A 13695-nucleotide genomic window follows, 5' to 3' on the forward strand; every position below is an offset into this window, starting at 1 on the left:
GGTAGTTGTTGGATGTAGGAGGGCACATGAACGAGAAACTATCAATATATAAACAACGAATAACAGAATTTTGGGCAGGACGTTCTGGTATGCAGAAAGGAATAATAGCCGGTTCTACCCTAGGCATTATTGCACTAATTATTCTTTTTACATTCTTAGGGACGAGAACAAGCTATCAACCTCTTTATAGTAATCTGACACTTCAGGAAACAGGGCAGATTAAAGAAACACTAGATGCAAGAGGGATTTCTTCAACCATTTCCGATAACGGAACGACGATCCTTGTCCCTGAAACGCAAGTGGACGCATTAAAGGTCGAACTGGCTGCGGAAGGGCTGCCGCGAAGTGGAAGTATTGATTATTCCTTCTTTCAGGAGCAGATGGGCTTCGGGATGACCGACAATGAATTTTCGGTCATGGAAAGAGCGGCAATGCAAACAGAGCTGGCTGAGCTGATCCGCAATGTAAATGGGGTTAACCAGGCTAGGGTGATGATTACGATTCCGGAAGATAATGTTTGGGCAAATGACCCGCAGGAATTCGCGACGGCTGCTGTGGTGCTCGATTTGGCACCAGGCTATCAGCTGGAACAGGGCCAGGTAAATGCCTTGTTTCATCTAGTTTCAAAGAGTGTGCCGAATCTCCCTATAGATAATATCGTCATTTCGGATCAAATGTTTAACGATTATGTTTATGAAAATGCAGAAGGAAGTAATACGACTCTAACAGCCTATGAACAGCAGCGTTCGATTCAGCGGGATATTGAACGCGATTTGACGCGCAATCTGCAGCAAATGCTCGGAACAATGGTCGGGCGGGATAAAGTTTTAATATCAGTCTCAACCGATATTGATTTCACGCAGGAGAACCGGACCGAAGCGTTGGTTGAGCCGGTGGATCCAGAGAACATGGAAGGCTTGACGGTCAGCCTGGAGCGGATTGAAGAGGCGTACAGTGGCGAAGGAGCAGTGGAAGGCGGAGTCGCCGGAGTCGGCGATGAAATTCCAAACTTTCCAGGCGGAGTCGCTCAAGGTCCATCCGAATGGGAGCGGGCAGAGGAACGGATTAACAATGAAGTGAATCGAATCAACCGCGATATCGTGGAAAGTCCTTATAAAATTCGTGATTTAGGCATTCAGGTCATGGTTGAACCTCCTGAAGGAATGGAAGAGCTGCCGCAACAGCAGCTTGATGACATTCAGCAAATATTAGGAACGATTGTAAGAACGAGCATTTCCGGGGTTTATGCTGATGAACTCACCGAGGATGACCTTAATGAAAAGATTGTAGTGGCTTCAAGGCCGTTTGATGGCAAGATTGAGCTTGAGCCGGAGCCGTCGACAGTGATTCCAGTTTGGCTCTATGTTGTTGGCGGAGTATTGATCGCCGTTATTCTACTTCTTCTCTTCCTGTTACTAAGAAGACGTAATCAGGTAACGGAGGAAGAAGAGGAATTACCAATTGAAGAAGCCATTGAAGAAGTTCCTGATTTACCGGATGAAGAAACCGGAATTTCCGCGACGAAGCGCAAGCAGCTTGAAAAGATGGCAAGAGAGAAACCGGAAGAATTTTCGAAATTATTACGAACATGGCTTTCAGAAGATTAACATTAGGAGGGAGAACGAATGGCTACTGCGGCAAAAAAAGAATTAAATGGAAGACAAAAAGCAGCAATTCTCCTCATCTCCTTAGGGCCTGATGTATCTGCCCAGGTATATAAGCACCTTACAGAAGAAGAAATCGAACAGCTCACGCTTGAGATTGCTAATGTGCGCAAGGTCGACAGTGAGATGAAGGAAGACATTCTGGAGCAGTTTCATTCCTTGGTGCTGGCCCAGGACTATATTGCTCAAGGCGGAATTGGCTACGCCAAAAGCATTTTAGAAAAAGCGCTCGGGGAAGAAAATGCGATGGACATCATTAACCGCCTTACCTCGACTTTACAGGTGAGACCATTTGATTTCGCGCGCAAGTCTGACCCTTCGCAGATTTTGAATTTTATCCAAAATGAGCACCCGCAAACGATTGCTTTAATTTTGGCTTATTTGGAATCGGTGCAGGCCGGGCAAATCTTATCCGAACTTCCACAGGAGGTGCAGGCTGATGTAGCGAGAAGAATTGCCTTAATGGACAGCACGTCGCCGGAAATTGTTAATGAAGTCGAATCGATTCTTGAACAGAAGCTGTTATCCACACTGACGCAGGATTATACGGATGCCGGCGGTATTGAGGCAGTCGTCGAAGTGCTTAACGGCGTTGACCGCAGCACGGAACGAACGATCCTCGATGCGCTGGAAATTCAGGATCCGGAGCTTGCCGAAGAAATCAAAAAGCGGATGTTTGTCTTTGAAGATATTGTTACGCTTGATAACCGTTCGATTCAGCGTGTCATCCGCGACGTCGAGAATGAAGATTTGCAGCTGTCGCTTAAAGTGGCAAGCGAAGAAGTTAAAGAAGTTGTCTTTAACAATATGTCGCAGCGAATGGCTGAAACCTTCAAGGAAGAAATGGAATTTATGGGTCCTGTTCGTCTTCGCGATGTCGAAGAAGCGCAATCAAGAATCGTCGCTGTTATTCGACGTTTAGAAGAAGCTGGTGAAATCGTCGTTGCCCGCGGAGGAGACGATGTTATTGTCTAGGGTTATTAAGTCACATAACACTATACCCGCATCGGAACAAAGTAAAATCATTTCAATAAAAAAACTTTTTCAAGAAGATGGGCCGGCAGTAGAAGAAAGCGAAGCGGATAACGAGCTGACAAAACAGCGAAGCGCGGCTGAGCTTGAAAAGGAAATGGAGCAAAAGCTTTCGCAGGCAGAGAGCAAGGCGAGGCAAACTGTCGCTGAAGCAGATGATTATGCGGAGCAGGTCCGCAGCCAGATCGAAGCAGAGAGGCAGCAGGCTGAACAGCAGCTGCAGGAAGCATTTGAGGAAGCGCGTCAGCAGGGCTATAACGCCGGCTTTTCAGAAGGTCAGGAGGCAGGTAGGCAGACGTACGATGGATTCATTACCGAGGCTCAGGAAATTATCGCCAATTCGCAGGCGGATTATGCGCGGACGATTGAGTCGGCTGAGCCGGTGATGATTGATTTAGCCGTCGCTCTCGCGCAGCGGATTCTCGGCAAAAAGCTTGAAGAGGATCATGAGAACTGGGCGGCTCTGCTTAAGCAGGTGATGCTTGAAGTGAGGGAGCATGAGCATGTGAAAATTTATGTGCACCCGCACTGGTATACCCATACGCTGCAGCAAAAAGCCGAGCTTGAGCAGCTGCTCAGCCATACCGAACAGCTGTATATTTACCCGGATTCCGGGTTGCCGGAAAACGGCTGTGTCGTTGAATCAAAATATGGCCGGATTGACGCGACGCTTGATCGGCAGCTGGAGCAATTAAAGGTTCAACTGCTGGAAAAGTGGAAGGAGGGTCCAGATGAGCGTGCAGGAGCTGATTGAGGATATTCCTTTCTTATCCCCCTATAAATGGTACGGCAAGGTGACGAGAGTGGTCGGGCTAACGATTGAGTCAAAAGGTCCACAGGCCTCCATCGGCGATCTTTGTTACATCATCGTCGGCCGGGCAAAAAAAATAAAAGTTAAGGCCGAGGTCGTCGGCTTCCGGGATGAATTTGTGCTGCTGATGCCGTTAAACGGGACGACGGAAATCGCTCCGGGCAGCTTAGTTGAAGCGACCGGGAAACCGTTGGAAATCAAGGTCGGTTCCGGCTTGATCGGAAGCGTGATTGACGGCTGCGGCGAACCATTGTCGAAAGAACAGCTGCCGAAAGGACTGCGCCCGTTTCCAACTGATAATGACCCTCCAAATCCGCTGGCTCGTCCAAGAATCGAAGAGAAAATGTCGCTTGGGGTCCGGGCGATTGATGCGCTGTTTACAGTCGGCAAGGGACAGAGAATCGGGATTTTTGCCGGGAGCGGGGTCGGAAAAAGTACGTTGCTGGCGATGCTTGCCAAAAATTCAGCGGCTGATTTAAATGTCATAGCTTTAATTGGTGAACGGGGCCGGGAAGTGAAGGATTTCATTGAACGCGACCTCGGTGAGGAAGGTTTGAAGAAAACGATTTTAGTCGTCGCCACTTCAGACCAGCCGGCGTTAATGCGGATCAAAGGGGCGATGACAGCCACCGCTGTTGCCGAATATTTTCGTAACCAGGGTCTCGATGTCAATTTAATGATGGATTCGGTCACCCGCTTTGCGATGGCTCAGCGCGAAATTGGCTTAGCAGTCGGGGAACCGCCGACATCAAAAGGGTACACGCCATCGGTATTTGCGATGCTGCCGAAGCTGCTTGAACGCTCGGGCACAGCGAAGAAAGGAAGTATAACAGCCTTTTACACCGTACTCGTCGATGGTGATGATATGAACGAGCCGATTGCCGATGCCGTAAGAGGAATTTTAGACGGGCATCTCGTGCTGGACCGGAAGCTGGCGAATAAAGGACAGTTCCCAGCAATCAACGTTCTGAAAAGCATCAGCCGGGTAATGGCCGATATCGTCGATGACAGACACCGCGCGGCGGCTGAACGGCTTCGCCATTATTTGGCCGTTCACGATGATAATGAAGATTTAATTAATATTGGCGCGTACAAGCGCGGCTCTTCTGCGGACATCGATCAAGCGATCGCCATTTATCCAAAAATCATTTCATTTTTAAAGCAGAGTACCGAGGAGAGCAGTTCCGTCGAGGAAGCGGTTGAGCGATTGATCAACGAATTTGGAAGAGGTGGCGACTAATGTCATTCCAATTTGCCTTGCAAAAGGTGATGGAGCTGAAGGAAAGAGAGAAGCACAATATCCAGGCAGAATATGAACAAGCTGTTGCTTCTTTTGAGTCAGTGGCGACCGAGCTTTATGAAATGCTTAAGCGAAAAGAGGAGCTGGAGGAAAGCGCCCGCTCTCAAATTGCGAATGGAACATCGATCTACGCCTTGCAGCAGCACCAGTCAAAGCTTTTAAGACTGCAGCAGGAAATCCAGAAGCAGCAGCGCCAGACCCATCTGGCGCGAGAAAAGATGAACCGGAAGAAGCAGGATTTGTTGAGTCGCTCCATTGAGTTTAAAAAGTATGAAAAGATGCGACAGGTCAAGCAAAATCAATACGAAGAAGAAGCGAAACGGCTCGAATTACAACAGATGGATGAACTTTCCATCCGTTTATATGCCAACGTAAAAATTAGGTGAGGATATGACTGAAAAAGAAAAATCCTATAGCAAAATCCAATGGTTCTTTCTTGTAATTTTTATTCCAATTGTGTTTACAGCAATATTGGCCGGAGTGATTTTATCTCTGCTCGGATTCAATGTTATCGAAAAAGCAAAGAATGTCGCAGCAAATGTGCCGATCGTCGCTGACTATGTTGCTCCTGAAGAAGAGGAAGAACCGGTTGATGTCGCTGCTTATGAGCAGACGATTGCCGAGCAGCAGGCGGAAATGGAGCGGCTGCAAAGCGAGTTGACGAGAAAAGAGGAAGAAATCAGCGAATTGGAAATGGAGCTTGTCCAGCTGGCAGAAAGCCAAACGATTGAACGGGAGCTGGCGGCAAGGGAGGAACAGGAGCTGGAAGATATCGCGAAAACATATGAAGCGATGTCCGCGAAAAATGCGGCTGCGATTATTTCGGAGCTGCCTATTGAGGAAGCACTTCTCCATATTTCACAAGTTTCAATCGACGTCAGGGCTGATATCTTAGGAAAAATGGAAAGCGACTTGGCTGCCGAGATGATGAGCCGGCTCGCTAATTCATAATACTAATCAGCATTGAAAGGAGGTGAAACGATGAATCCGATTATGATGTTGGCACATGCAGCACCTGCCCAAGGATCTGCAAGTTCTGCCAAAGGACAAGCGTCAATGTCCGCTGATGCATCCTTTTTACAATTGCTTGGTGGGTTACTATCAGAGGATACGGTCAAGACATTGGCAACGGAAATAAGCAGTGAAGAGCAGGAACAAGCGGCAACCGAACTGTTGCTTGAACTGATTCAGCTTTTCAAAGAGAGCGGTCTTGAACTGAATCCAGACATGCTCGAAGGAAAAGAAGCAAAGCAGCTGTTCCATCTCCTTCCCATTGAATGGCAAGCGGATGTTGAACATCTTCTTTCTTTGGAAAATGAGGATGCCCAGCTGGCCGAGCTGATTAGCTGGCCTGAAGAACAGCAGGCATTATTCGTCTTATTGGCAGCTGTCCGGCAGGAGAGTGCAAGTAATGCCATACCAGTCAAAAGTGAGCAGCAGGCGACTATCCTCCAACTCCTTCTGACCAAACTGTTTCCTGGCTTTTCTTCACAGGCTAAGCAAGGGCAAAGCAGCTTTGTGTTAGTCGATGAAGTAGTCAAGCATCTAGAGGGCAAGCTCCCGGTAAGCATGCAGACGACAGGAGTGGAGCCGAGAGCATTTTTAGAGGCGGTCACAGCAAAATCAACGTCGACTTTGCAACTGCCTCAGGCGTTTTCAATGCCGGTTGCGACAGAGGCGACAACGAGTCCATTCACTCCACAACAACGATTTGGACAGCTGTCTGCGAGCGAAGCTTCAGGCTCTAACAGCGGCTTGACACTGACCCAGACAGGGAACGAGCAGACGATGACCAGGGCCGAGCAGGCGACGATTCACATAGGTGATAAATTGCCACGCGACGTCCAGCAGCAACAGTTTTTAAGGCAGTTCCAGATGATTCTCCAGCGGGGAGCCCTTACGCAAAATCAGCAGGGCATGCAAACATTTTCAGTCAAGCTTTATCCGGAGCATTTAGGCCGACTTGATATTCAGCTCGTGCAAATGGAAGGAACGATTGTGGCGAAGATCATGACTGGCTCGACGGCGACACGCGAGCTAATCGAAGCGCAACTGGCCCAGCTGCGGCAGGCTTTCGCGCAACAGCAGATTTCAGTTGAACGGATTGAAGTGACGGAGCAACAGTTGCAAAAGGAGCGCGACGAGTCTTCAAACAAGCGTGAGGAAGAGCAGGCGAACGAGAATCAGCCTGAACAGGGTGAAGACGAAGCGGCTGCATTTGAGGATGTATTAAGTGAGTTAACATTTAATGAACAGGTGTAGGTGATAATCATGACGACGATTTCGGAAAACTATATGCTGCCAAATCAGCAAAGGCAGACAGCCCAGCAGCAAAATCAAGGCATTCTTGGCAAGGATGATTTCCTGAAAATCCTGATCGCGCAGCTGCAAAACCAAGATCCGTCCAATCCGATGGATGATCGTGAATTCATCGCGCAAATGGCGCAATTCTCCACGCTTGAGCAAATGACGAATATGAATAATTCGATTCAGAAATTTGTCAATTTGCAAACGAGCCAAAGCTTGGTGCAGCACAGTGAGCTGATCGGCAAAAAAGTCACATGGATGAGAATTGTCGATGTCGATGAATACCGTCAGAAGATCGAATATGTCGATAATACCGTTCAAGCCGTCCGGCTCGAACTGGATGGTCAAATTCGAATCCAGCTCGATGACGGCCGTTGGATCAGCAATGAACAGATTTACCAAGTGAGCCAGAAAAATGAGCCGGTAGAGCCAAATCCGGACGAGGAAACCGATCCGGAAGAAGAGCCGGTAGAGGCGCCTGAAGAAAATGAAGAGCCGGGTGACCAATAAAGGAAGTGAGCAACGATGGATCCAAGGATTCAGAGCCATTCATTACAAAGCCTTCCTACACCTGCACGGCATGTCGCACAAAGGTCCACTCAGCAGCCAGGCAGCTTCCAGCAGCTTTTGCGAACGGAATTACAGGCACCAGCTGAACTAAAGATCAGCAAGCATGCCCAGCAGCGGATGGATACGCGCGGGATTGACATTTCCACCGAACAGTGGATGGCGATCCACGATAAGGTGAAGGAAGCGAAAGCAAAGGGAGTCAACGATTCACTTGTGCTAACGAGTGACGCCGCTCTTGTCGTCAGCGCGAAAAACAACACCGTCATTACCGTGCTCGATCGGGAGGAAGCAAAGTCACAAATTTTTACGAACATTAATGGGACGATTGTGATCGATTAAAGGCTGGACCCGAAAAGGGAGGCCTCACACACTGCCGACTGACAGAGGCAGCTACTAAAGGAGGAAAAATCAGTATGCTACGTTCAATGTACTCAGGAATTTCAGGGATGCGCAACATGCAAACAAAGCTTGACGTCATCGGCAACAACATCGCCAACGTCAACACATTCGGCTTTAAAAAAGGAAGAACGACGTTTCAGGACCTAGTCAGCCAGCAGCTCGCCGGCGCGACAGCACCTGATGGTAATAATCGTGGTGGAGTCAATGCCCGCCAAGTAGGGCTTGGAATGCAGCTAGCTTCTATTGATACGATTCATACGCAAGGCAGCTTGCAAAATACGAACCGTGAGCTTGATTTAGGGATTTCAGGGGATGGATACTTTATGGTCAGTGATGGGACTACAACTTATTACACGAGAGCTGGGAATTTCTATCTTGATTCAGAGGGGAATCTCGTCAATTCTAATGGAATGCGGGTGTTAGATATGGACGGAGATCAAATTAAGTTTCACGAGATTTTAAATGCTGAATTAAGCGGTAATATTGATGAAGAAAATTGGATTGATTACATCGAAAGCTTCAGCATTGGAGCGGATGGAAGTATTAATATTATTGATAATGAGGGGGAATTAGTTGATACGAATGTTCAAATTGCCCTTGCGAAATTCAGCAACCCTGAGGGTCTGCAAAAAGCAGGAAACAACCTTTATACGATATCTGCTAACTCAGGGGATCCGTCAATTGGGGCCCCTGGTGAAAATGGAGCCGGTGAACTCGTAGCCGGGACGCTGGAAATGTCCAATGTTGATTTATCTGAAGAGTTTACTGAGATGATCGTGGCGCAGCGCGGGTTCCAGGCGAATACACGGATCATTACGACATCTGATGAGATTTTGCAGGAGCTTGTGAACCTGAAGCGATAATCTGACTTAGAATCTACTAATCAAGGAGGTTGGAGCCAGGAGCGAATACCTGGCTCTCCCAAATCTAATGATTGAATTAATTCGTTTAAACGGTCATCTGTTTTTGTTGAATGCGACGCTTATTGAACAAATCGAAGCCTTACCGGATACAACCATTACGTTACAAAGCGGAAAGAAAATAGTCGTGCGCAATGATATTGAGGATGTAAAGGCACGTGTCAACGAGCAGTTTGCGCAGATCGGACTGCTGGCGAATAGAGATAGAGATGTGGAGGGTTCCTGATTGTTTAAGAATAAGCTGGTTACCATTATGTTCATTATATTAGTTACCTTGACGCTGGTCGGTGTAGTGGCCTTTGTCCTTGTTAATCATTTTACGAATCAGCCTGATCCGTATGCTCCGCCGACGATTGACGAAATTATCGCCCAATCGTATGAAACGGAAGAGATAACAACGAACTTATTATCCGATGATTTTATTCGGGCATCCTTTATGATTCATGTGACAAACAAACGGGCACTTGACGAAATCAAAAAGCGTGATTTTCAGGTGAACAATATTTTATTACGCGCCCTTTCAGGGATGCAGTCCTCTGATTTGGCAGGTCCTGAAGGAATTGAAGCATTTGAGGAAACTGTGCGCGATCAGCTTAATGAGCTGATGCAGGAGGGGCAAGTGATTCAAGTGTATACAACGAACTGGGTCATTCAATAATTTTGTGGTGTATTTGAGATTGAGAGGTGAGGTTCTTGGCTGATGTTCTATCACAAGGGGAAATAGATGCTCTGTTATCGGCTATTTCCACGGGACAAATGGATGCTGATGAACTAAAAAAAGAAGAAACCGAGAAAAAAGTCAAAGTCTATGATTTTAAGCGCGCGCTGCGATTTTCAAAGGATCAGATTCGGAGTTTATCGCGAATTCACGAGAATTTCGCCCGGCTGCTTACGACTTATTTCTCAGCCCAATTACGGACCTATGTCCAAATTACAGTGACATCAGTTGATCAGCTGCCATATGAAGAATTCATCAGATCGATTCCAACAATGACGATCCTCAATGTGTTTGAGCCTTATCCGCTCGATGGTCGGCTGTTAATGGAAGTGAATCCGAATATTGCGTATGCAATGCTGGATCGTTTATTGGGAGGCAAGGGTGACAGTATTAACAAGGTGGAAAACCTGACGGAAATTGAGACGAGAATTATGTCACAGCTGTTTCAGCGGACGTTGGACAGCTTCCAGGATGCCTGGAGCTCTGTGATCGAGCTTGAACCGGTCATGGAAGAGATTGAAGTGAATCCCCAATTTTTACAGATGGTTTCTCCGAATGAGACGGTCGTCGTCATTTCCCTGTCGACAACGATCGGGGAGACATCAGGAATGATTAATATTTGTCTTCCTCATGTGGTACTAGAAGAAATTTTACCGAAGTTATCGGTTCATTACTGGATGCAGGAAAAGAAGAAACAGCGCGCTCCTAGCGAATTGCTGACGATTGAGAGGACACTGAACCGGGCACCATTGCTTGTTCAGGCGGAGCTGGGTACATCTGAAATTTCCATTCAGGAGTTTCTGCATTTAGGAGTCGGGGATGTCATTGAATTGGATCAATCCATTCATGAACCGCTTCTTGTGAAGGTCGGGGGAGAGCTTAAATATTACGCCCAACCCGGTAAAATGAAAAATCAAGTGGCTGTGCAAGTCACGGAATTGATTGAGGAGGCTGAAGAGAATGAATGATGATATGCTTTCCCAAGAGGAGATAAATGAATTGCTGAAAGGCGTTACGCAGGAAGATGAGGCTGATGAGCCGGCAGACGGCGATGACGAATTACGTGTAGCCGATTATATTTCTGATATCGAGAAAGACGCCCTTGGTGAAATTGGTAACATTTCATTTGGAAGTGCCGCTACAGCATTGTCTACGTTATTAAGTCAAAAAGTTGATATTACGACACCGGAGCTTTCCTTAATTTTGAAAGAAAAACTGGAAAAGGAATTTCCGCAGCCTCATGTGGCGATCCATGTTCAGTATACTGAAGGCTTCCAAGGTGTGAACTTACTTGTGATTAAGACACAGGATGCGGCGATTATCGCTGATTTAATGCTTGGCGGCGACGGGACCTCCCCATCCGAGGAATTAAGCGAGATGCATATTAGCGCGGTTCAGGAAGCGATGAATCAAATGATGGGGTCAGCGTCCACATCGATGTCAACGATCTTTAATAAAAAGGTCGACATTTCTCCGCCGGGAATCAATTTACTTGATTTCAACACAGATGAAGGTACCGAAAATGTACCCGAAGATGACATTCTCGTAAAAATCTCTTTCCGGCTGAAGGTTGGCAAGTTAATTGATTCGAATATTATGCAGCTTGTTACCGTGCCGTTTGCAAAAAAGCTTGTTGAAGAATTGATGAATCCAAGTACGCCGGAAGCTGTTGCGGAGACGGCAGCTGTTCTGGAAATGCCAGAAGCTCGTCCGCAGGCGGAACAGCCAGCATCAGCACCTCAGGCGCAGCAGGCAGAAGCACCTCCTCGTGAGCGGGCAGCAAGTTCACCACCGCCTCCTCGTGAGCAGCAGCATTTAGGAGGAGTGTCCTACCAGCAGCAACGGGACGTCGATATTCAGCCGGCCGCTTTTTCCAGCTTTGAAGCACCTCAGCTTACGCAGATTGAAGCGAATAATTTGAATATGCTGCTTGACATCCCTCTCCAAGTGACTGTGGAGCTTGGACGGACAAAGCGATCGATTAAAGAAATTCTTGAATTCACACAAGGTTCAATTATCGAGCTTGATAAGCTTGCTGGTGAACCTGTTGATATTCTGGTCAATCAAAAGCTGATTGCCAAAGGGGAAGTTGTCGTCATAGATGAGAATTTTGGCGTTCGCGTGACAGAGATTGTCAGCCAGGAAGAACGAATCAGAAACTTGAGATAAGGAGTGAGGGAGAAACATGTCAGCTAAAGTGTTAATCGTTGATGATGCAGCATTTATGAGAATGATGATCAAGGACATTTTAACGAAAAACGGGTTTGATGTCGTTGGCGAGGCCAATGATGGCGCCCAAGCGGTTGAAAAATATCAGGAGCTGTCGCCTGAACTTGTAACAATGGATATTACAATGCCGGAAAAAGATGGCATTACTGCCTTGAAGGAAATTAAATCATTTGATCCTGAGGCGAAGGTGATTATGTGCTCCGCGATGGGGCAACAGGCGATGGTCATTGATGCCATCCAGGCCGGTGCGAAGGATTTTATCGTCAAGCCATTTCAGGCTGATCGCGTCTTGGAAGCGATCAAAAAGACCATTGGGTAAGCAGAAAGAGGAGAGTGGGTTTTCATGCAGCAAAGACGAATCATCGCTTTCGTAATTCTCCTTCTCCTCACATGCCTTCAACCAGCTTTTGCCCTGGCGGAGCAACCAGATGAAAACCGCACTGTAACGGAGTCGCTCCAGCAACCTGAAACGGAAGCAGCTGAGGAAGAAGCCGGGACCGCAGAAAGCGAAGTGGAAACGGTCATTTCAGAGTCGGAACCGAACGCGGAATTTTCGGAGCCGAACACGTTTCTCATGTTCGTTCAGATGATCGCGGCGCTTTCTTTTGTTGTTTTGTTGATGTATGTGCTGCTGCGCTTTTTCTCAAAGCGTTCCCAGGCATTTCAATCAAATCAGATGCTGCAAAATATCGGCGGCGTCCCGCTTGGAGCCAATCGCTCCGTACAAGTCGTCAAGGTCGGAAATCGCCTGCTTGTTGTCGGGGTGGGTGAGACGATCCAGCTTTTAAAAGAAATTGACAATGAAGATGAAATGAAGCAGCTTCTTATGCAGAGAGAGGAACAGTTTGCCCAGTTGAATCAGCCGTTTAACCGTCTCGTCTCCACAATTAAGGGGCGTGGTAAACAAGCTCCGGCAACTGCGGAAACGAATCGGGACGCGTTCAAACAACTGCTTGCCAAGCAGCTGCAAGATGTTTCGCACTCACAGGATAAGCTGCACGATGCTGTAAGGGAGCGTGACAAAACGTGATAGATACTATGATCATACCGGCAATCACCAACATTCCGGGCATCGATTTTGGCAACTTTCTTTCTGATGATCCGGCCAATGTGGCGACAACGCTCCAATTGCTGCTCGTTTTAACAGTTTTGTCACTGGCTCCATCGATTTTGATTTTAATGACAAGCTTTACGAGAATCGTGATTGTGCTGTCGTTTGTCCGGCAGGGACTGGCAACGCAATCGATGCCGCCGAACCAGGTGTTGATCGGCATTGCACTCTTTTTAACTTTTTTTATTATGGCGCCGGTTTTTGCCGAAGTGAATGAGCAGGCGTTAACTCCATTTTTTAATGGTGAGATTGACCAGGCAGAAGCATTTGATCTTGCCGCCGCACCGATGAAGGAGTTTATGGCGCAGCACACGCGTGAGAAGGATTTGGCGTTATTTATGGGATATGGCGGCTATGATCGTCCGGAAACGCTTGATGATATTCCGCTGACGGCGCTCGTTCCCGCTTTTGCGATCAGCGAGCTGAAAACGGCCTTTCAAATCGGCTTCCTGATTTTTGTGCCATTTCTCGTGATTGATATGATCGTCGCCAGCGTGCTGATGTCAATGGGAATGATGATGCTTCCTCCGGTCATGATTGCGTTACCGTTTAAAATACTTTTATTTGTGTTAGTGGATGGGTGGTATTTGATTGTTCAATCACTGCTGATTAGTTTTAATTAGAGGGATGGTGT

17 protein-coding genes are annotated in these 13695 nt (G+C 47.3%); all 17 read left to right on the forward strand.

Features of this window, described 5'->3' with window-relative positions; translation table 11 throughout:
• Positions 1-26 precede the first annotated feature (26 nt).
• The 17 genes from fliF (at position 27) to fliP (ending at position 13684) form a co-directional block, all read left to right on the forward strand.
• Positions 27-1607, forward strand: coding sequence for a flagellar basal-body MS-ring/collar protein FliF (gene fliF / locus M3212_RS01450; RefSeq protein ID WP_251192144.1), 1581 nt, complete (start codon positions 27-29; stop codon positions 1605-1607).
• Between the two features lie 18 nt (positions 1608-1625).
• Positions 1626-2639 (forward strand): flagellar motor switch protein FliG, encoded by a 1014-nt coding sequence (gene fliG / locus M3212_RS01455; RefSeq protein WP_251192145.1) that lies wholly within the window; start codon positions 1626-1628, stop codon positions 2637-2639.
• Complete coding sequence (gene fliH / locus M3212_RS01460) at positions 2632-3450, forward strand: flagellar assembly protein FliH (protein ID WP_251192146.1); 819 nt, start codon at positions 2632-2634, stop codon at positions 3448-3450. Before fliG ends, fliH begins: the two co-directional genes overlap by 8 nt.
• Positions 3428-4747: a flagellar protein export ATPase FliI gene (fliI, locus tag M3212_RS01465; RefSeq protein WP_251192147.1), complete on the forward strand. Its 1320-nt coding sequence runs from the start codon at positions 3428-3430 to the stop codon at positions 4745-4747. The genes fliH and fliI overlap by 23 nt, the downstream gene beginning before the upstream one ends.
• The gene (gene fliJ / locus M3212_RS01470) at positions 4747-5193 is read left to right on the forward strand and encodes a flagellar export protein FliJ (RefSeq protein ID WP_251192148.1); all 447 of its coding nucleotides are present in this window, start codon (positions 4747-4749) and stop codon (positions 5191-5193) included. Before fliI ends, fliJ begins: the two co-directional genes overlap by 1 nt.
• Positions 5194-5197: 4 nt before the next feature.
• A complete protein-coding gene (locus M3212_RS01475; protein ID WP_251192149.1) occupies positions 5198-5758 on the forward strand; it encodes a MotE family protein in 561 nt (186 codons plus the stop codon).
• 30 nt (positions 5759-5788) lie between these two features.
• Positions 5789-7069 (forward strand): flagellar hook-length control protein FliK, encoded by a 1281-nt coding sequence (locus M3212_RS01480; protein WP_251192150.1) that lies wholly within the window; start codon positions 5789-5791, stop codon positions 7067-7069.
• A gap of 9 nt (positions 7070-7078) precedes the next feature.
• On the forward strand, positions 7079-7624 hold the full coding sequence (flgD, locus tag M3212_RS01485) for a flagellar hook assembly protein FlgD (protein WP_251192151.1): 546 nt from the start codon (positions 7079-7081) through the stop codon (positions 7622-7624).
• Between the two features lie 15 nt (positions 7625-7639).
• Positions 7640-8023, forward strand: coding sequence for a TIGR02530 family flagellar biosynthesis protein (locus tag M3212_RS01490; RefSeq protein ID WP_251192152.1), 384 nt, complete (start codon positions 7640-7642; stop codon positions 8021-8023).
• 74 nt (positions 8024-8097) lie between these two features.
• Positions 8098-8946 (forward strand): flagellar basal body rod protein FlgG, encoded by an 849-nt coding sequence (gene flgG / locus M3212_RS01495; RefSeq protein ID WP_251192153.1) that lies wholly within the window; start codon positions 8098-8100, stop codon positions 8944-8946.
• Positions 8947-9013: 67 nt separating this feature from the next.
• A complete protein-coding gene (locus M3212_RS01500; RefSeq protein ID WP_251192154.1) occupies positions 9014-9229 on the forward strand; it encodes a flagellar FlbD family protein in 216 nt (71 codons plus the stop codon).
• Entirely contained in the window at positions 9230-9661 is a 432-nt protein-coding gene (gene fliL, locus M3212_RS01505; RefSeq protein WP_251192155.1) for a flagellar basal body-associated protein FliL, read from the forward strand.
• A 35-nt stretch (positions 9662-9696) separates the two neighbouring features.
• A complete protein-coding gene (gene fliM, locus M3212_RS01510; RefSeq protein WP_251192156.1) occupies positions 9697-10689 on the forward strand; it encodes a flagellar motor switch protein FliM in 993 nt (330 codons plus the stop codon).
• Positions 10682-11890, forward strand: a complete 1209-nt coding sequence (gene fliY, locus M3212_RS01515; protein WP_251192157.1) for a flagellar motor switch phosphatase FliY — start codon at positions 10682-10684, stop codon at positions 11888-11890. Before fliM ends, fliY begins: the two co-directional genes overlap by 8 nt.
• Before the next feature lie 16 nt (positions 11891-11906).
• Positions 11907-12269 (forward strand): response regulator, encoded by a 363-nt coding sequence (locus tag M3212_RS01520; RefSeq protein ID WP_251192158.1) that lies wholly within the window; start codon positions 11907-11909, stop codon positions 12267-12269.
• Positions 12270-12293: 24 nt separating this feature from the next.
• Positions 12294-12980 carry a flagellar biosynthetic protein FliO gene (locus tag M3212_RS01525; RefSeq protein WP_251192159.1) on the forward strand — a complete coding sequence of 229 codons (687 nt, stop codon included), beginning with the start codon at positions 12294-12296 and terminating at the stop codon, positions 12978-12980.
• A gap of 8 nt (positions 12981-12988) precedes the next feature.
• A complete protein-coding gene (fliP, locus tag M3212_RS01530) occupies positions 12989-13684 on the forward strand; it encodes a flagellar type III secretion system pore protein FliP (protein ID WP_285873947.1) in 696 nt (231 codons plus the stop codon).
• Positions 13685-13695 lie beyond the last annotated feature (11 nt).

Origin of the sequence: Halalkalibacter oceani, from assembly GCF_023715705.1 — a bacterium.
GTDB classification, from domain to species: domain Bacteria; phylum Bacillota; class Bacilli; order Bacillales; family Bacillaceae_D; genus Halalkalibacter; species Halalkalibacter oceani_A.